18 protein-coding genes are annotated in these 17,077 nt (G+C 62.9%); 10 read left to right on the top strand and 8 right to left on the bottom strand.

Going from position 1 to position 17,077, the window contains the following annotated elements:
* Window positions 1-42: 42 nt before the first annotated feature.
* Window positions 43-528 (bottom strand): Lrp/AsnC family transcriptional regulator, encoded by a 486-nt coding sequence (locus ABEI27_RS06095; protein WP_375798518.1) that lies wholly within the window; start codon window positions 526-528, stop codon window positions 43-45.
* Between the two features lie 110 nt (window positions 529-638).
* Between ABEI27_RS06095 and ABEI27_RS06090 the strand changes: the two genes are divergently transcribed.
* Window positions 639-971, top strand: a complete 333-nt coding sequence (locus ABEI27_RS06090; RefSeq protein ID WP_375798517.1) for an FUN14 domain-containing protein — start codon at window positions 639-641, stop codon at window positions 969-971.
* A gap of 24 nt (window positions 972-995) precedes the next feature.
* Here ABEI27_RS06090 and ABEI27_RS06085 read toward each other — a convergent pair whose 3' ends face one another.
* Window positions 996-1,721, bottom strand: coding sequence for a ribosome assembly factor SBDS (locus ABEI27_RS06085; RefSeq protein WP_375798516.1), 726 nt, complete (start codon window positions 1,719-1,721; stop codon window positions 996-998).
* A gap of 198 nt (window positions 1,722-1,919) precedes the next feature.
* On the opposite strand from ABEI27_RS06085, the gene ABEI27_RS06080 reads away from it, so the two are divergent.
* The gene (locus tag ABEI27_RS06080; protein ID WP_375798515.1) at window positions 1,920-2,099 is read left to right on the top strand and encodes a hypothetical protein; all 180 of its coding nucleotides are present in this window, start codon (window positions 1,920-1,922) and stop codon (window positions 2,097-2,099) included.
* Window positions 2,100-2,118: 19 nt separating this feature from the next.
* On the opposite strand, the gene trxA is transcribed toward ABEI27_RS06080, so the two are convergent.
* Entirely contained in the window at window positions 2,119-2,457 is a 339-nt protein-coding gene (gene trxA / locus ABEI27_RS06075; protein WP_375798514.1) for a thioredoxin, read from the bottom strand.
* A 66-nt stretch (window positions 2,458-2,523) separates the two neighbouring features.
* A complete protein-coding gene (locus tag ABEI27_RS06070) occupies window positions 2,524-3,192 on the bottom strand; it encodes a 2,5-diamino-6-(ribosylamino)-4(3H)-pyrimidinone 5'-phosphate reductase (protein WP_375798513.1) in 669 nt (222 codons plus the stop codon).
* A 146-nt stretch (window positions 3,193-3,338) separates the two neighbouring features.
* On the opposite strand from ABEI27_RS06070, the gene ABEI27_RS06065 reads away from it, so the two are divergent.
* Window positions 3,339-4,364, top strand: coding sequence for a glycosyltransferase family 4 protein (locus ABEI27_RS06065; protein WP_375798574.1), 1,026 nt, complete (start codon window positions 3,339-3,341; stop codon window positions 4,362-4,364).
* Between the two features lie 45 nt (window positions 4,365-4,409).
* On the opposite strand, the gene ABEI27_RS06060 is transcribed toward ABEI27_RS06065, so the two are convergent.
* Complete coding sequence (locus ABEI27_RS06060; RefSeq protein ID WP_375798512.1) at window positions 4,410-4,850, bottom strand: hypothetical protein; 441 nt, start codon at window positions 4,848-4,850, stop codon at window positions 4,410-4,412.
* A 226-nt stretch (window positions 4,851-5,076) separates the two neighbouring features.
* On the opposite strand from ABEI27_RS06060, the gene ABEI27_RS06055 reads away from it, so the two are divergent.
* Window positions 5,077-5,835, top strand: a complete 759-nt coding sequence (locus tag ABEI27_RS06055; RefSeq protein WP_375798511.1) for a GNAT family N-acetyltransferase — start codon at window positions 5,077-5,079, stop codon at window positions 5,833-5,835.
* 148 nt (window positions 5,836-5,983) lie between these two features.
* On the opposite strand, the gene ABEI27_RS06050 is transcribed toward ABEI27_RS06055, so the two are convergent.
* Window positions 5,984-6,427 (bottom strand): acyl-CoA thioesterase, encoded by a 444-nt coding sequence (locus tag ABEI27_RS06050; protein WP_375798510.1) that lies wholly within the window; start codon window positions 6,425-6,427, stop codon window positions 5,984-5,986.
* Between the two features lie 373 nt (window positions 6,428-6,800).
* Window positions 6,801-8,780, bottom strand: a complete 1,980-nt coding sequence (gene acs, locus ABEI27_RS06045; RefSeq protein WP_375798509.1) for an acetate--CoA ligase — start codon at window positions 8,778-8,780, stop codon at window positions 6,801-6,803.
* A gap of 346 nt (window positions 8,781-9,126) precedes the next feature.
* On the opposite strand from acs, the gene ABEI27_RS06040 reads away from it, so the two are divergent.
* From ABEI27_RS06040 to ABEI27_RS06025, 4 genes are read left to right on the top strand one after another with little or no spacing between them, the layout of a single operon-like run.
* Complete coding sequence (locus ABEI27_RS06040; protein WP_375798508.1) at window positions 9,127-9,756, top strand: nitrous oxide reductase accessory protein NosL; 630 nt, start codon at window positions 9,127-9,129, stop codon at window positions 9,754-9,756.
* A complete protein-coding gene (locus tag ABEI27_RS06035; RefSeq protein WP_375798507.1) occupies window positions 9,756-11,801 on the top strand; it encodes a NosD domain-containing protein in 2,046 nt (681 codons plus the stop codon). Before ABEI27_RS06040 ends, ABEI27_RS06035 begins: the two co-directional genes overlap by 1 nt.
* The gene (locus ABEI27_RS06030; RefSeq protein WP_375798506.1) at window positions 11,798-12,574 is read left to right on the top strand and encodes an ABC transporter ATP-binding protein; all 777 of its coding nucleotides are present in this window, start codon (window positions 11,798-11,800) and stop codon (window positions 12,572-12,574) included. Before ABEI27_RS06035 ends, ABEI27_RS06030 begins: the two co-directional genes overlap by 4 nt.
* Window positions 12,567-13,493 carry an ABC transporter permease gene (locus ABEI27_RS06025; protein ID WP_375798505.1) on the top strand — a complete coding sequence of 309 codons (927 nt, stop codon included), beginning with the start codon at window positions 12,567-12,569 and terminating at the stop codon, window positions 13,491-13,493. Before ABEI27_RS06030 ends, ABEI27_RS06025 begins: the two co-directional genes overlap by 8 nt.
* 44 nt (window positions 13,494-13,537) lie before the next feature.
* On the opposite strand, the gene ABEI27_RS06020 is transcribed toward ABEI27_RS06025, so the two are convergent.
* Window positions 13,538-14,176: an FAD-dependent oxidoreductase gene (locus tag ABEI27_RS06020; protein ID WP_375798504.1), complete on the bottom strand. Its 639-nt coding sequence runs from the start codon at window positions 14,174-14,176 to the stop codon at window positions 13,538-13,540.
* Window positions 14,177-14,462: 286 nt separating this feature from the next.
* On the opposite strand from ABEI27_RS06020, the gene ABEI27_RS06015 reads away from it, so the two are divergent.
* Window positions 14,463-16,217, top strand: coding sequence for a 2-oxoacid:acceptor oxidoreductase subunit alpha (locus ABEI27_RS06015; protein WP_375798503.1), 1,755 nt, complete (start codon window positions 14,463-14,465; stop codon window positions 16,215-16,217).
* Window positions 16,214-17,077, top strand: coding sequence for a 2-oxoacid:ferredoxin oxidoreductase subunit beta (locus ABEI27_RS06010; RefSeq protein ID WP_375798502.1), 864 nt, complete (start codon window positions 16,214-16,216; stop codon window positions 17,075-17,077). The genes ABEI27_RS06015 and ABEI27_RS06010 overlap by 4 nt, the downstream gene beginning before the upstream one ends.

Raw genomic sequence — 17,077 nt, 5'->3', positions numbered from 1 at the left:
TTGCCACGTCTGTGTTCGAATCGCCGGCGACTGCCTTTTTGATCATTCGCCGGCCAGTTCTCCTAGAAGCGTCTCCAGTTCGTAGTTCTCCAGCGCCCGCGTGCTTCGTCTGAGTGACGAAACGACGAAGGTCGAGTTCGTCCGGCGGATCTCCTCGATCGTCTCCAGATCGGTGATGAGCCGTTCGACCATCTCCTGATCGGGCAGGTGTGCGATCACGACGAAGTCGGTCTCTCCCATCGTGAAGTACGCCTGTGACACCCCCTCGACGTCGAGGATCTTGTGTTCGAAGTCGTGGTGTGAGCCGTTGTAATCGGTGAGGAGTTCGACGATGACAGTCACGCCGAGTCCGACCGCATCGAGGTCGATGTCGTAGAGGTCGTTCTCGATGATCCCCGCCTCGCGGAGGTTGTTCAGTCGGTAGTGGATCGTCGAGACTGGAATGTCGGTTTCCTCGTGAAGCCGCTCTGGACTCCCGGTTCCGAGATCCGAGATGGCCTTCAGGAGGCGAATGTCGCGTTCGTCCATAGTTCCGATGGGGTTCCGTTTCGCCCCGGAGAGGTTGTATGTTGCGCTACTCCGGCCGGGACCCGTCGCAGTCCCACAAACGACTTATACCCCCGCCGGAGAGGGGACGTATGGTCGATCCGCTACAGTTCTCGCTCGATCCGACACAACTCGGCTTGGAGTTTGGGAGCGGTGCACTCATCGGTGGGATCATCGGGTTCGCGGCGAAGAAAGTCGCGAAAGTGATCGCCGTCATCGTCGGGTTGGAACTGGCACTGTTCAAATTCCTCGAGTCCCGCGGCATCCTAACTGTCGATTGGGAGCGCCTCACGTCGGGCTTGGTAAAGACGACGCAGACCGCCGCCGACGGGACGCCACCGGACTGGATCTCGACGATTCTCTCCACGCTGTCGATCTCTGCGGGATTCACCGGCGGCTTCCTGGCTGGGTTCAAGAAGGGATAGTTCGCCTGCCGCCGCAGTGCGGTGTCAGCGGGTGCTGAGTTCGTCTTTCTCCTTGATAATCTGAGTTTCGGCCTCCCCGGAGGTGTGCTCGTTGACCAGATCGTAGAAGTCGTTCTGCATTCCAGCGGGGAACGTGACGACCCCCACCCACGACCCGTCCGGTTGCCATTCTTCGCGTTCCAGATCGCCATACTCTCTGACTTGCGCCTGTGTCTTGCCAGCGTACTCGGCTGGGATCTGAACCGCGACTGTCACCTCGTCGAAACGGATCGGGATCACGGGTCTGAGCGCGTCAAGAGCGTCGTCTACTTGCGATTCGACGGGTTCCATCGGATCGACGCGGAAGCCCGCTTCCTCGAGCGCGCGCTCGATTCGTTCCGGCGGATGCGGCGCGTTGTCCATCTGCGGGTTTACCGCGTTCCGCGCGATTCGGTTGATGAGGTTCCTGCGCTTCTGCTCCTGCATCTCGCGGCGCTGCTCGGCCGTGATCTGGATCTCGCCCTCACGGATCACTTCAGGGATGATTTCGAGCGGTTCTGTCGTTCCGAATACGGTTTCCAGATCCTCTTCGGCCGGGCGGTCACCGCGGGACGCGTCCTCGAACACGTCATCGGCGGCGATCACGTCTTCGAGGTCGTCTTCGAACTCGCCGCGTTTGATCGAGAGTGCGGCGTCGGGGTCGACGAGTACCTCGAACCGCTCGCCGTGCGATTCGAGTCGTGCCGTCACGGCCTCGTCAAGTGAGATCATATTTTTACTTTCGGGTTCAGGAATAAAAAGCCTCCCTGCACCGAATTCACTCGCACTCTGCGAGCGGAGTCGGCTAAAAGATATCGACAGCCAACTCCGACCACGGTCGGCGGCATCCGGCGTTTAATCACTGATTATACACTCTGTCTCCGTGGTAACTCACGATTAGTTATACCACAGCAGTATGTACGAACTCCTATGACCCGCGCCGCCGATGGTGGACCCTCCGAGTCCGCGTCCGCTTACCACGTCGTCTGTCACGACTGTCAGACCGAGTCAGTTGCCTTCGCTGAGGACGAGGCCGAGGCACAACTCTCAGAACACCGGTCCGAAACCGGTCATAACGTGGAAATCGCACTGCTTGCAGACAGCGGCTGAACGTCTTCGCGACGGCAGATTACGCCGACAGTTCTTCGATGACTGCGAGAAGATCGTCTTTGTCCTGCACACCGATCACGCTGTCCTGTTTCGATCCGTTCTTGTAGAACTCGAGCGTCGGCACCGAACGAACGCCGGCGTTTTTAGCGAGCTCCTGTAATTCGTCGATGTCTACCTTGAGGACGGCTGCGTCGGTCTCCGAGGCGAGCTCCTTGACCGTCGGTTCGAGCATTTTGCACGGGCCGCACCACTCGGCGTGGTAGTCCACCATAACGACATCGTGGTCCGCTACGAGTTCATCGAACTGCTCTGCGTCTTCGACGTGAATCGGCGCGCCGGTCGCTTCGGGCGTGCTCATACCACACATACTCGGGGCAGCCTCTTACCTATTTCGAGGCTTGGGCCGACGACCGCACGACCGCCCTCACCGACCGTCGACGTCGTACTCGAGGAGGACGCCGTCGCCGATGCGCGTGGTCGCCCGGAGCGAGAGCGACGGAAATCTCTCCTCGAACCCGTCACCGTCCACGAGCGTCGGCGCGTCACGACCCCCAATGACCAGCGACCCGACGTAGACCGAGAGTTCGTCGACGAGCCCCGCCGCGAACAGCGAATAGATGATCTCACCGCCACCCTCGATCATCAACGCCCTGATCCCATCGGCCTCCAGTTCAGAAAGTGCCGATTCGAGATCTACGCGCCCTGTCCCGGCGGCGAGGGCGGTGGCACCAGCGGCTTCGAGGTCACGACGGCGCTCGTCGGATATCGACTGTGACGTGAGAAGATATGTCTCCGCGGCGTCGTCGAGGATCCGCGCGTCCAGTGGGGTTCGTCCGGTCGAATCGACGACAACGCGGGCGGGGTTTGGATCGTCGTCGCGCTCACGGCGCCGGTCACGGAGTTCCTCGTCATCGAGCGTGAGGTGCGGGTCGTCCGCGAGAACCGTACCGACACCTACGAGAATCGCATCGTTGTCAGCGCGGAGTCGGTCCACGCGGGTGAAGTCCGCCGATCCGCTGATCCGGACCTGTTCGCGGCGACGGCTCGACAGTTTCCCATCGGCGCTCATCGCGGCGTTGACGACGACGTGCATACCGTGTTATCGACCCGACCGGACAAGCGGATTTCGGTCAGGCACGAACGGATTACCGCACGATCTATTACAGTTTCTCGACAGAACGGGCAGGACTTATGTGAGGCACCGTGGTCATTTACACTCATATGGCGCCGAAGGTGCTGATGCTCGGGTGGGGGTTTCCGCCCAACGTAAGCGGTGGGCTCGACACCCACGTGGGGGAGTTGTTCGACGGAATGCGTGGCCGCGATGTCGACGTCGAACTCGTCCTCCCGGCCGAGTACGCACCCGAAGGCCGCGATGGAATCGTCGGGGTGCCGACCGGTGACGGAGACATCATCACCCGCGTCGGGCGGATGAGTTCGACGTTCGCCGAGCGAGCCGAAGAGGCCGACGTGATCCACACCCACGACTGGTTCGGCTACGGCCCGGGGTCGCGCGCGAAGTCGAACACCGACGTGGAGTGGGTGACGACATTCCACTCGCTGTCGACTGACCGGAACGTCGATCCGCCGAAGCGCGAGGTCGAGACCGAACGTCGACTCACCGAGCGGGCCGATCACCTGATCGCCGTGAGCGAACTCACTGCGAACGACGTCCACGAGCAGTACGGCGGCGACCCCACGGTCATCTACAACGGGTTCTCCGAGTGTGAGACGACGGGCCGCGACTACAAGACCGAGCTCGGCATCGACGGCAAAATGCTGTTTTTTGTCGGTCGTCACACCGACCAGAAGGGCATCTCGCACCTCGTCTACGCACTCGAGAAACTCCGGCGAGACGACGTGACCCTCGTGATGGGTGGATCAGGCCACCTCACGGCACAGTTGAAGCGGTTCGCGGAACTGCTCGATATGGAAGACCGGGTCGAATGGGTGGGATACGTGCCCGAGGAGGAACTGGGCGACTACTACGCGTCGGCGGACCTGTTCGTCTCCCCATCGCTCGCGGAGCCCTTCGGCATCACGATCACCGAAGCGCTCTCGGCCGGGACGCGCGTCGTCGCGACCAGAAGCGGCGTCAACGAAGTCCTCAGCGATGAGTGCGTCGTCGAGGTCGAGCCCAACTCGGAGTCGATTGCCGCGGGTATCGAACGTGGGCTCGAACTGGGGGGCGCGCCGGAGTACGATCCCATCACCTGGGACGAAGTCGTCGAGGAGACCGTCTCGTTCTACGAGGACGTCGTCTGAGGCCCGCCCGTCACAATGGCAGTTTCGAGGCTGTCGGCTCAGATACTACCGCAGGAGACGGACGTCGTCGGCCGGTTCCGGGTGCCGGATCCGGTACCCATCGGCCGTCGATATCATCCCTTCGGTCGGCAGTTCCTGTCGGGCGGCTTGATACGGACTGTCGCTCTCGATGCCTCGATATGGGGTGGAACTCTCTGCACCCTGATACGGGTTGGAACTCTCCGCACCCCGGTAGGGACTGGCACTTTCCGCGCCTCGATACGGGCTGGAATCTTCCGCACTCGGCCCGTCGCCACCTTTCGCCTCGCGCTCGAAGTCTTCTGGCGGAAGGTAGATCCGCTCGCCCATCTCGGACCGGACGATCACCGCTGTGTCCCGATCGCCGCGCATCGTCACGACCGTCTCGCCGTTCTCGATGGTAACCGAGAAGGTGACGCCCGCCTCGTCGTCACCTCCGCCGCCGTCGACCTGGTTGTCGGTACTCATAAGCACATTGTCGACCGCGGGCTACTTAATCGCTGGTAGTACTATGCTCCCGCTCCAGTTGCCGACGGCCGTTCTGAATCTCCGATGAATCGTAGGAGCCGTAGATCAGCGGCAGAATTTGACAATCAGCCATAGATTCTGCGGCTAGCCCGTTCGGATTGCGAAAGGATCACACCTCGACCGAGATTTCCCCGAATGTCAAGTGGGGGGATGACCATATATGTATATGGACATTCGCGATGCTACAACGGAAGACGTAGCGGAGATCCGTCGTGTCGCCGCCGAATCCTTACGGGCCTCGTACGGCCACGCCATCCGCGAGGATACGATCGACGCTGCCGTGGAAAAGTGGTACAGTACCGAACGGGTGACCAACTCACTGAAGGAGGACGCTGAAGTGTTCGTTCTCGCCGCAGACGAGAGCGGCGTCGTCGGCTTCGCCCAGAGCGAGATTTCGGAAGGTCGTGAGACGGTCGGATACTTAGACTGGTTGCACGTCGTGCCGGAGCACCGGGGTGAGGGCATCGGCTCGAATCTGCTCACCAGACTCGAACAGGAACTGATCGAGGCCGACGTCGACCGACTCGAGGGGCGCGTCCTCACCGAGAACGAGGCGGGCGTCACGTTCTACGACGAACAGGGATTCAGCGAGGTCGGCGAGCGGACGGTCGAGATTCGCGACGAGACGTTCACCGAACGCGTCTACTCGACGTTTCTCGACAGCGGCGAGGACGAACCGACGGGACTGGACGAGCAGACGACTGACGATGGCACCCCCGTCCACGTCGCGTACGACGAGTCCGTCCGCGGCTCCGATGCGCCCTTCTTTGCGGTCTATCTCGACGACGACCGATCGGAGCGCTACGGGTGGATGTGTGGCGCTGACGACAGCCTGGACATCGCGATGGACACGATGGAACGGTTGGAGTGCAACGGCTGTGGGAATCGCCGGAAACCCGTCCGTTGGGACGCCGCCTATCTGTAGCCGCCTCCCGTTCTGCTGACGATGATGTCCCCTTCGCGACCTACTCGTTAGAAGATACTGGCTAGCGGCGCGCCCGACGGCTGTTCATCATCGTGTCATTTCGAGGTTCTGGTCCAGGGCTCCGTCCCAGGATCTTGAACCGCTCGAATTACTCGTTCGTATCGGCCGCACGGCCGCTCTCTCGGAGTTCGCGGTCTCTGTCTGTCGGGGCCGTCAACTCCGGGACTGAGACGGGGGAGCCGTCCTCGTCGACCGCGACGAAGACGAAGCACGATTCACAGGTCCGCTCACGCTGGCCCGTTCGGGGGTCCTCGCGGTCGACCACAATTCGAACCCCGATGCTCGAACGGCCCGCTCGATACGCCCACGCCTCGACGACCGCAATGTCTCCACGAGGAATGGGTCGGCTGAAATCGAGTCCTTCGACCCGAGCGGTGACACAGGTCTCGCCAGCGAACCGCATCGCCGACATCGCACCAACCTCGTCCATCAACTTCATCACCACCCCACCGTGGGCGGTGTCGTAGTTGTTCGTCATGTCGGGCTGTATTCGGGCACGGTTTTCGATGTACGTCTCGGACGGAGTCGACATACTGTTTCGAGGAGTCACAGCGACTTAGTCCCGTCCCGGTCGTGTGCCACTGGTCGCTCGCTGCATCTCTGGTGGGTGCTGTGATCACCGGTTGGAACCCCCGACTGTAGTCGCGTTCGGCGCCGGAAACGCGACCGCGAGCTCTCTTCAGGTGTCGGGGGATTCGGCACTATACACCATCGGAGACCTGGCGCTGTTGAGTATCGTGACCGGCAGCAGCGGCATCGCTCTCGGGTTGTATACGCTCGCAAAACGCTACTCCGTCGGGCGGTCGTTCAGAGAGGCATTCTCCGACGAATAGCCGAACCGAGAGAGGCCGACCGATAGCAACGGCTGGGGCCAAAACCCGTTGCCAGCGAGGGCGCGGGGCGACTCAGTCCTGAACCTTCACCTGGATGTCCTCGACGATGTCGGGGTTCCGCAGCGTCGTCGTGTCGCCGAGTTCCTCGCCGTTGGCAATCTCCTCGAGCAGGCGACGCATAATTTTGCCCGAGCGCGTCTTCGGGAGTTCGGGCGTGAAGATCACCCTCTCAGGCTTCGCGATCGGCCCGATGGCCTCGTTGACGCCTTCGACGATCGCATCGTGCATCTCGCCGGTCCCCTCGTAGCCGTCTTCGAGGATGACGTACGCGTAGACGGCTTCGCCGGTGACCTCGTGGTCGCCGCCGACGACAGCCGCTTCGGCGACGCCCTCGACGCCGACGATGGCGGATTCGATCTCCATCGTTCCCAGCCGGTGACCGGAGACGTTGAGCACGTCGTCGACGCGGCCGAGAATCGTGATGTACCCGTCGTCGTCGATCTTCGCGCCGTCCTCGGGGAAGTACACCCACCTGTCGGCGTCCGGGTCTGAGTACTCGTTCCAGTACTCCTCGATGAACCGCTCGTCGTTCTGGTACAGCGTTCGGAGCATCCCCGGCCACGGCCTGCTCACCGTGAGGTAGCCCGCGTGCCCGGCCTCGATCTCCTCACCCGTGGCGTCGACGACGCGCGCGTCGATACCCGGGAGCGGCGGCCCCGCCGACCCCGGTTTCATCGTGTTGATGCCCGGTAGGGTTGTGATCATCATCCCACCGGTCTCAGTCTGCCACCAGGTGTCGACAATCGGGCACTCCTCGTTGCCGATGTGCTTGTAGTACCACTTCCAGGCGCGGGGATTGATCGGTTCGCCGACCGTCCCCAGCAGTCGGAGACTGGAGAGGTCGTGTCTCTCGGGAAACTGCGAACCCCACTTCATAAACGCCCGGACCGCCGTCGGTGCGGTGTAAAAGACGTCCACGGCGTACTTCTCGACCAGTTCCCACAGGCGGTCGCGTTCGGGGAAGTCGGGTGTCCCCTCGTACATTACGGTCGTCGTCCCGAGCGAGAGTGGACCGTAGACGATGTAGGAGTGGCCCGTAATCCACCCAATGTCAGCAGAGCACCAGTAGGTATCCTCGGGTTCGAGGTCGAGGACGGCGTGAGACGTCCACGTCGTGTACGCGAGGTAGCCGCCGGTGGTGTGCTTGACACCCTTCGGCTGACCCGTCGTGCCCGAAGTGTACATCAGGAAGAGCATATCCTCGGCGTTCCGTTCGACGGGTTCAACGCGGGCACTCTGATGCGCTTCTACCAGGCCGTCCCAGTCGTGTTGGTTGCCTTTGAGGTCGTGTCCGAAACCGTCCTCGCCCAGGCGGTCGACGACGACCGTCGCATCGACCCCGTGTTCAACGCTCGACAGCCCGTCGTTGGCTTTCTGGAGATGATCGAGCGGCTCCCCGCGACGGTAGTAGCCGTCGCACGTGATGAGATATCGGGAGTCCGCAGCGTTCATCCGAGTCGCGAGCGCGTCCGCCGAGAAGCCGGCGAAGACGACCGAGTGCGGCGCGCCGATGCGTGCACACGCGAGCATCGCGATCGGGAGTTCGGGCACCATCGGCATATAGAGCGTGACAACGTCGTCTTCCTCGACGCCGAGGTCCCGCAGTGCCGCAGCGAACTCGTTGACCTCGCGGTAGAGGTCCTGATAAGTGTAGGTCCGAGTTTCGCCGTGTTCGCCCTCCCACTGGATCGCTGCGCGGTTCTTGTCGCCGTTCTCCACGTGTCGATCGACGCAGTTGTACGAAGCGTTGAGGGTGCCGTCGGCGAACCACTCGTAAAACGGGCCCTCGGACTCGTCGAGGACCTCGCTGTACGCCGAGTCCCAATCGAGCATATCGGCCGCCTGCGTCCAGGCGTGGGGCCAGTCTTCCTCGAACTCCTCGTAGATCGACTCGTCGGCGACGTTCGCCTGTTCGACGAACGAAGCCGGGGGTTCGAACGTCTCCTGTTCGACGAGTCGTGCTTCGAGATCAGGTTCTCCGTCGTCGGTCATATACGTTCATAACATTCGAAGGACCCGATATAAATCCTCCCGCCACCGCCGACCTGCGGCCGGGCGGTCGGTCCGGTTACGCCCGGCCACAGGTACCTCGGCGAATACACAAGCAAGTCGATCCTCCACGACCCCAAATTGTTTTATATAATTTTCTCACCACTATTTATCGACGAATTATAGTAGCGTTTGCAACTGATCGCACGCAGTCGTGCGATCGAGTGAGCGAAGACTTGCAAACGCTACTATAGATACAGTATTAGCTATTATCTGCCGTTATTTGAACTGTTCTCAACTGACTGGAATCGCCCACGTTATTATATCGGTCGGAGCAATAGCGACACGTATGAAGCGGACACACTTCCCGAGTGACAACCGGAGCGACGGTTGGCCCTCCACCTATCGGCGTCGGGTACTCCTCGCTGGGGCAGGCGCGACGACGCTGGCGCTGGGTGGGTGTCTCGGCGGAGGCGAATCGGGTGATGGCAGTGGTGACAGCGACACGCCAGCCGCGATCACGATCCCGCAGGGGGCGACCTGCGACGTCTGCGGGATGACGATTCGTCAACACCCAGGTCCGACCACCGAGATCTTCTACGCCGACGAGCAACCGAGTGGTCACGAGAACCCCGCGCGGTTCGACAGCACTTGGGAGGCGTACCGGTACGAATTCCAGCGCGACGAGCAGGGGTGGCACGATGTGGCGTTCTACGTGACGGACTACTCGACCGTCGAGTACGGGACGTTCGAGGACGGCGGCGACACGTTCATTTCCCGACACTACGAGGCGTCGTCGTTCGTCGCGACGAGCGAGGTGACCTACGTCGTCGACAGCGAGGTGAAGGGAACGATGGGCCGTGATCTGATTGCATTCGGCGAGCGCAGCGACGCAGAGTCGTTCAAGTCCGACCACGGGGGGTCGCTCACGACCCACGACGGCGTCACTCCCGAAGTCGTCGCGGGACTCGGGAAGTAATGGCGCTGCTCTCCCCGACCGGGACGGCGTGGCTGACAATCGGGGTCGGCGTCGTGCTCGTCGTCGCCAGCGTCTCGTTCGCCTTGACTCCGGTCGGTAGCGAATCGCTCAATCCAGTCACCTTTGAAGACACCGTGAGTATGGGCGGAACGGGCGTCGACACCCGCAGGGCGGAAGCCGAAGGGTTCCTACTGCCCCGTGCGGAGGTGTTCTACTCGGGGTATCGCTACGTGGTCGGTTACGTCGGCATCGAGACGGCAGCGAGCGAACTCGGTGACCAGAGCGCTCGACGGCAGTTCGGCGACCCACTGGCCGTCTACGTCTCCGACTTTTCCACCATATCCCCGACGGTGACCGACGACGGGTACGTCGTCCCCGAACGTGGACAAGCCGTCGGATGGACACCCGTCGAGAGCGCACACTTCGTGATCGACAGCGACGCGCGTATCCCCTCCGGTCCGATCGTTCTGCCCTTCTCCGACCCGGAAGATGCAGAACAATTTGCTGCCGCCCACGGTGGCCGGGTGGTAGACTGGGCCACGGTCACCGCTCGCGCTGGCGATCCGCTCCCGGCCAAACTGCGTGCCTTCGAACGGTCGATCGACGAACGGCACGCGTGGGCAACTCGGACGGCGGAAGCGGCCGCAGCGAGACGTGATCGACCCGTGAGCGTCGTCGTCGGCAACGAGTCTACACAGGCTTCAGGGCCAGCGCCGAACGATGCGCAGACTGCGCCGACAATCGAGGCCGGAGTCGCGGCCGCCCCACCGGACACGACAGTTTACGTCCCCGAGGGGACGTACGAGGTAGACCGGATCGTCCTCAACCGATCTGTGACGCTCGCCGGCGCCGGCCCGAGTCTCCATACCGGCGACGGGACGACGATTCGTGGCGACGGCAATGGGAGCGTCGTCGTGGTGCAGGCAGACGGTGCGTCCGTCGTTGACCTCAGCGTCACTGGGGTTGGAAACGTGGGCAGTCGCGGTCGCGAGCGCCGCAACGAATCGGTGGACTGGGACACGACGGTCCAGTTGGCGTACGGCTACGGTGATGCGGGAATCGTCCTCGACGGGGCGACCGGGGCGTCGGTCGCAGGCGTCAGGATAACCACGCCCGCGAGCGGCGTGATCGTCCGCGACAGTTCCGACTCCGTCCTCACGGGACTCACGGTGCGAGGCGCCGAAACCGCTCGAGAGGGCTTTATGAGCGTTGTCCTCATCGGCGCGCCGAGCGTGGTCGAGGATTCGACGTTCCGCGGCGGTCGAGACGGCGTGTACACGCACCGCGCGGACGGGAGCGTGATCCGCGACAACTACGCGGATCCCGGCCGGTATGGCGTCCACGAGATGTACACCTCCGATTCGCTTGTCGCGAATAACACCGTCAGGAACGCCCAGACCGGCATCATCGTGATGACGCGACCAACCGACAACATTGTGGTATCCAACGACGTTCGACAGAGCACGTACGGGGTCATCCCCGCCGGCGGCGGGTCGTACTACGCCCGCAACGTCGTTGTCGACAACGACTACGGGATCGGCATCGCCGGCGATCGTAACGCCTTCGTCGGGAACGTCGTCGTCGACAATCGCGTGGGGGCGCGGGCCAACGAGATTCTTCCGGCGAACTGGGTGATCCGCAATGACTTCGCCGCCAACGACCGCGCCGTCACGTCCGACATCGGCCCGTTCCGGACGTGGTCCCACGGTGGCGTCGGCAACTACTGGGGAGCGTTACCGATCGCTGACGGCGACGATAACGGCGTCTACGACCGTCCATACCGACCGACGGGGACGGTCGATAGTCGGATCGGTGCCGTCGGTGGCGCGACGACGCTCGCACAGTCACCAGCATCCGTGACACTCAGGCGGGTGCAGGGCGCAGTCTCCGGCCTCAGACAGTCTGGCGTCGTCGACACCCACGCCCGAACGCGCCCGTTCCATCCGGCGGTACTCAACTCGGTTCGCAACGGAACTGACCCGACGAATCAAACGGTCGGGCGCGTGGTTGCTACCAGTTCGACCGCCGGGGGTGTCTCGGCGTGAGCGACGACGAATCGCCGCCGATGGCACTGCGCGCGGCGGGCATCGATCAGGCATTTGGTGACGTCGAAGTGTTGTCTGGCGTCGACCTGACGGTCGACCGCGGCGAAATCGCGGCCATCGTCGGCCCGAACGGTTCCGGAAAATCGACGCTCTTGCGGATTCTCGCCGGCGTCAGTCCTGCTGACGGCGGCACTGTCGCGGTCCCGGAAAGAGGCGGCGCGCGAAACCTCGGATACCTCCCGCAACGGCCGGCGTTCCGGAGCGGGTTCACTGCCCGGGACACGCTCGAGTTCTACGCATCGTTCCTCGATGGTGTCGACGAAGACGACGTCGACGCGACGCTGGACCGCGTCGGACTCGCCGGGGTTGGCGACCGCGCGGTCGGTTCGCTCTCGGGTGGGATGACCCGCCTACTCGGCCTCGGGGAAGCGGTGTTGGGAGACCCTGCCGTGTTGATTCTCGACGAACCGGGAAGCGGACTCGACCCTGCGATGGTCGAGCGCCTGTTCGGGGTCGTCGGCGACCTCGCGGCGGACGGGACGGGCGTTGCCGTCGCCTCTCACGAACTGCCGGCCGTTGAAGCGCACACTGATACGGTCCACGTCCTCAGTGAGGGCGATTTCGTGCGGCGCGGTCCACCGCAGGCACTCTTAGAGCAGACAGGAACGGAATCGTTCTCTGCGGCGTTCCTCGAAATCGTCAGACCGGAGGGCGCAGTATCGACAATCAGCGCCGGTGTCGGTCGCGATGGGGAGGTGACGCACGATGGGTGACGGCGGCCAGGAAGCAGCGCCTGAGCGGGCAACGGGTGGACTCGTCGAGGGTCAGACGGCGGCGGGCGTATTCGACAGCGTCGATCAAGCCGGTTCGGACCTCTTGGTGGTCGCGACCCGCGAACTCCGCACTATCGCGCGGACGCCAGCGTTGCTCGCCCTCTCGGCGGCGTTCGTCGTCAGCGTCTTCGGCGTCGCCCGGGCAGGGACGGGCGGCGGGGGCGGGTTCGTGCCGCTGACGCTGGATCTCCTCACGTTCGTCGAGGTGCTGATTCCGCTTCTCGCCGTCGCCTTCGGATACCGCTCGATTCTCGGTGACCGTGAGACCGGGGAACTCGATGTGCTGCGTACCTTCGACGTGTCGCGGACGGCCTACGTCGGCGGCGTCTACCTCGGCCGCGCGCTGGCGCTCGTGAGCCTGGTCGTCGGGACGCTCCTCGCCGTCGGCCTCCTAGTCCCGTTTCTGACCGCGGACATTCCGACGTTCCTGGCGATTAACGCCGCAGCGGATTCGGGTGTCCGGTACGTCCGGTTCGTCGCGCTGGCCGCCGGCTTCACGCTCACCGTTCTCGGTGCGACCGTTGCAATCTCCGCGGCTGCTCGAACCGTCCGGACAGCCTTCGCGTTGGCGGCGGCACTGGCAGCGGCGCTCGTACTCGGCATCGACACCGCGCTCGTGACCGGTCTCGCGGCCGGCGTCATCCCGGAACGTGGACTGTCGGCGCTCCTCGCACTGAGTCCGAACAGCGCATTCCGCGGCCTCGTTCTCTCTACAGTCGTCGGGGTGCTGGGTGGGACGACGGTCACCGCAGGTAATCCGCTTGCGAATGCCGGTGGACTCGGCCTCTGGTGGCTTTCGAGCCTCGTAATCGCCATCTGGCGGGTGTGGCCCGTAGTCGACAACCGTAGAGGAGAGTGAGAGAAGAGTTACGCCTCGCCGGCCACTCCCAGTTCCCCGCGCAATCAGCCGAAGTTCTCGAACTTGGCCGTGTCGGCGTCGATGTTGGCGGCTTCGAGGGCGACCGTCGCGTCGTCGACGAACTCGGCGAAGCCGTAGACGAAGATCTGCTCGTCCGCCTCGCCAGTGACAGCGTCGCTTACTGCCCCGGTAATGTCGCCAGCCGTGACCGAGGCCGGCACCCCGGCATCACGGAGGGCGCTCAAGCGTTCCTCGTGCGCGGGCGCATCAGACTGGTAGACAATCGCGGCTTCATTCCCGTCGGCGAGTGCCGCCTCGGCGATACCGACGGCGGGCCCAACACCGGGCCCACCAGCGAGCACAACCGCCCGTGACTCGCCGTCGTAGAAACTCCGTCCGAACGGCCCGGAGATGTCGAGCGTGTCACCGGGATCGAGCGCGAGAAGAAACCGACTGAACGGGCCCGCCTCGTCGGGATCGACACCGACCGTGACCTCGAAGGTGCCCTCGACAGACGGCGACGAGAGCGTGTAGAACCGAGCGTACTCCTCGCCGTCGACCGTCCCCAGAAGTTTCACGAACTGCCCTGGTTGGGCTTCGAACCCGTCGGGCGACTCCAGTTCGAGAGCAATCGTGTCGGGTCCAACGTCGCGGACCGCACTGACAGCGACAGTTGCGTCCATACAGATGGTAATGGTTCCGCAGAGAAGGCCTTTGCCTTCCAGACTGAACGCCGCCACTGACACGGAAAAAAGCGCATCGCTAGTGGTCGGGAGGTTCTGTGACCCCGTCACTACCGGAAAAAACATTTGAACATATATATTGCCAACAGTAGCAAAAAATAATATTTAAATCGGGGATAGCCCGGAACAAACTGGACATACAGATAATTTCTACCGGTTCAGGCCGTTTCCTTTTTCAAGGGCTTTCAGAAGGTTTTTCTTACGGCCAAAGTAAATCCTAAGCCACATGCCTGCGGACTTCAACTGGGCCATCGGCGGAGAAGCCGGCGATGGCATCGACTCGACGGGAAAAATCTTTGCCCAGGCACTCTCCCGCGCCGGGCGGCACGTGTTCACGTCGAAGGACTTCGCGTCCCGGATCCGTGGCGGGTACACGGCGTACAAAGTCCGGACCGCCGTGGACCAAGTCCAGAGCGTCGTCGACCGGCTCGACGTTCTGATCGCGTTGACCCCGCGCACGATCGAGGAGAATCTCGACGAACTTCACGACGGCTCCGTGATCATCTACGACGGCGAGCGCACGACAATGGAGAACGTCGAGATTCCCGAAGGGATGACCGGACTGGACGTGCCCCTGAAACGACTCGCCGAGGAGGCTGGCGGCGCAATTATGCGCAACGTCGTCGCGCTCGGCTCGGCCTGTGAGGTCGCAAACTTCCCGATCGAGAACTTGGATAGCGCGCTAGAGAAACGCTTCGGTTCGAAGGGTAAGGCGCTCGTCGAGAACAACAAAGACGCCGCCCGGAAGGGTCAGGACTACGTCGCGACCGAGTACTCGCACGAATTCGAGTACAACCTCGAGACGACGGACTCGGACTACGTCCTCCTGAATGGTGACGAGGCCATCGGGATGGGTGCAATCGCCGCTGGCTGTAAGTTCTATGCCGGCTATCCGATCACGCCCGCGACGGACGTGATGGAGTACCTGACGGGTCGTATCGAGCGGTTCGGTGGCCACGTCCTCCAGGCCGAGGACGAGTTGTCGGCGATCAACATCGCGCTCGGCGCGGCACGGGCCGGTGCGCGATCGATGACGGCGACGTCCGGCCCCGGTATCGATCTGATGGCCGAGACGTTCGGCCTCGTTGCGACGAGCGAGACGCCGCTGGTCGTGGTCGACGTGATGCGTTCGGGTCCTTCGACGGGGATGCCGACGAAACAGGAACAGGGGGATCTGAATATGATGCTCTACGGTGGCCACGGGGAGATCCCGCGGTTCGTCCTCGGGCCGACGACGATCTCGGAGTGCTTCTGGAAGACGGTTGAGGCGTTCAACCTCGCTGAGAAGTACCAGACGCCGGTCTACATCGCCGCCGACCTCTCGATGGCGGTCACCGAACAGACGTTCCCCCCTGAGGCGTTCGATATGGACGAGGTAGAGATCGACCGCGGTAAGGTCGTCGATGAGGAGGCAATCGAGGAGTGGCAGAATGAAAAGGGCCAGTTCAAACCGCACGCGATCACCGACGACGGCGTCTCGCCGCGAGCGTTCCCCGGGACGACCGAGGGCGCGCATATGTCGACGGGCCTCGAACACGACGAACTCGGCCGCCGGACCGAAGACACCGGGATGCGGGTCGAACAGGTGGACAAGCGCACGCAGAAGGTCGACACCGCCCGCGAGGTCGAAGACTGGTCCCCACGGGAGTTCGGTGACCCCGAGTCGTCGAACCTCGTCATCTCGTGGGGATCTAACGAGGGCGCAATGGAGGAGGCGATCGAACTTCTCGAAGCGGAGGGCGTCGACGTGCGCTTCCTCTCGGTGCCGTACCTGTACCCGCGGCCGGATCTGAGTAGCGCGGTCGAATCCGCTGAGAAAGTGATCGTCGTCGAGTGTAACGCTACCGGTCAGTTCGCCGACGTGGTCGAACACGACACGCTCTCGCGCGTCGACCGCGTGAACAAGTACGACGGCGTGCGGTTCAAGGCGGACGAACTCGCAGATCAAATCCACGCCGCCCTGCAGGAGGTTCCTCAATGAGCTCAGACGTTCGATTCACAGACTTCAAATCCGACAAGCAACCGACGTGGTGTCCCGGCTGCGGTGACTTCGGGACGATGAACGGGATGATGAAAGCGCTCGCCAACACGGGCAACGATCCCGACAACACATTCATCGTTGCCGGGATCGGCTGTTCCGGCAAGATCGGGACGTATATGCGCTCCTACGCGCTCCACGGCGTGCACGGGCGTGCGCTCCCGGTCGGGACGGGTGTCAAACTCGCGAACCCCGAGTTGGAAGTGATGGTCGCTGGCGGTGACGGCGACGGGTACTCTATCGGTGCGGGCCACTTCGTCCACGCCGTTCGGCGGAATGTTGATATGTCGTACATCGTGATGGACAACCGGATCTACGGCCTGACCAAGGGACAGGCCTCGCCGACCTCGCGAAAGGACTTCGAGACGTCGACGACGCCCGAGGGCCCCCAGCAACCGCCCGTCAACCCGCTTGCGCTCGCGCTCGCATCGGGCGCGACGTTCATCGCGCAATCGTTCTCGACGGACGCCCAGCGGCACGCCGAGATCGTTCAGGAAGCGATCGAACACGACGGATTCGGTTTCGTCAACGTGTTCAGCCCCTGTGTGACGTTCAACGACGTCGACACCTACGACTACTTCCGGGACAACCTCGTCGACGTCGCCGAGGAGGGCCACGACCGAACGGACTACGACGCCGCCAAAGAGAAAATTCTCGACGCCAGCAAGGAGTATCAGGGCGTCATCTGGCAGAGCGAGCAGTCGATCCCGTACAGCGAAAAGCACCACGTCGACGCCGATATGTCCCAGATCGATGAGGGCGCCCCTGAGGGCGCGATGGACCTGGTTCGAGAGTTCTACTGA

Origin of the sequence: Halobellus sp. (genome assembly GCF_042218505.1) — an archaeon.
Taxonomy (GTDB): domain Archaea; phylum Halobacteriota; class Halobacteria; order Halobacteriales; family Haloferacaceae; genus Haloquadratum.
Note: the sequence above shows the minus strand (reverse complement) of the source record. Positions and strands in the feature narration are given on the sequence as shown.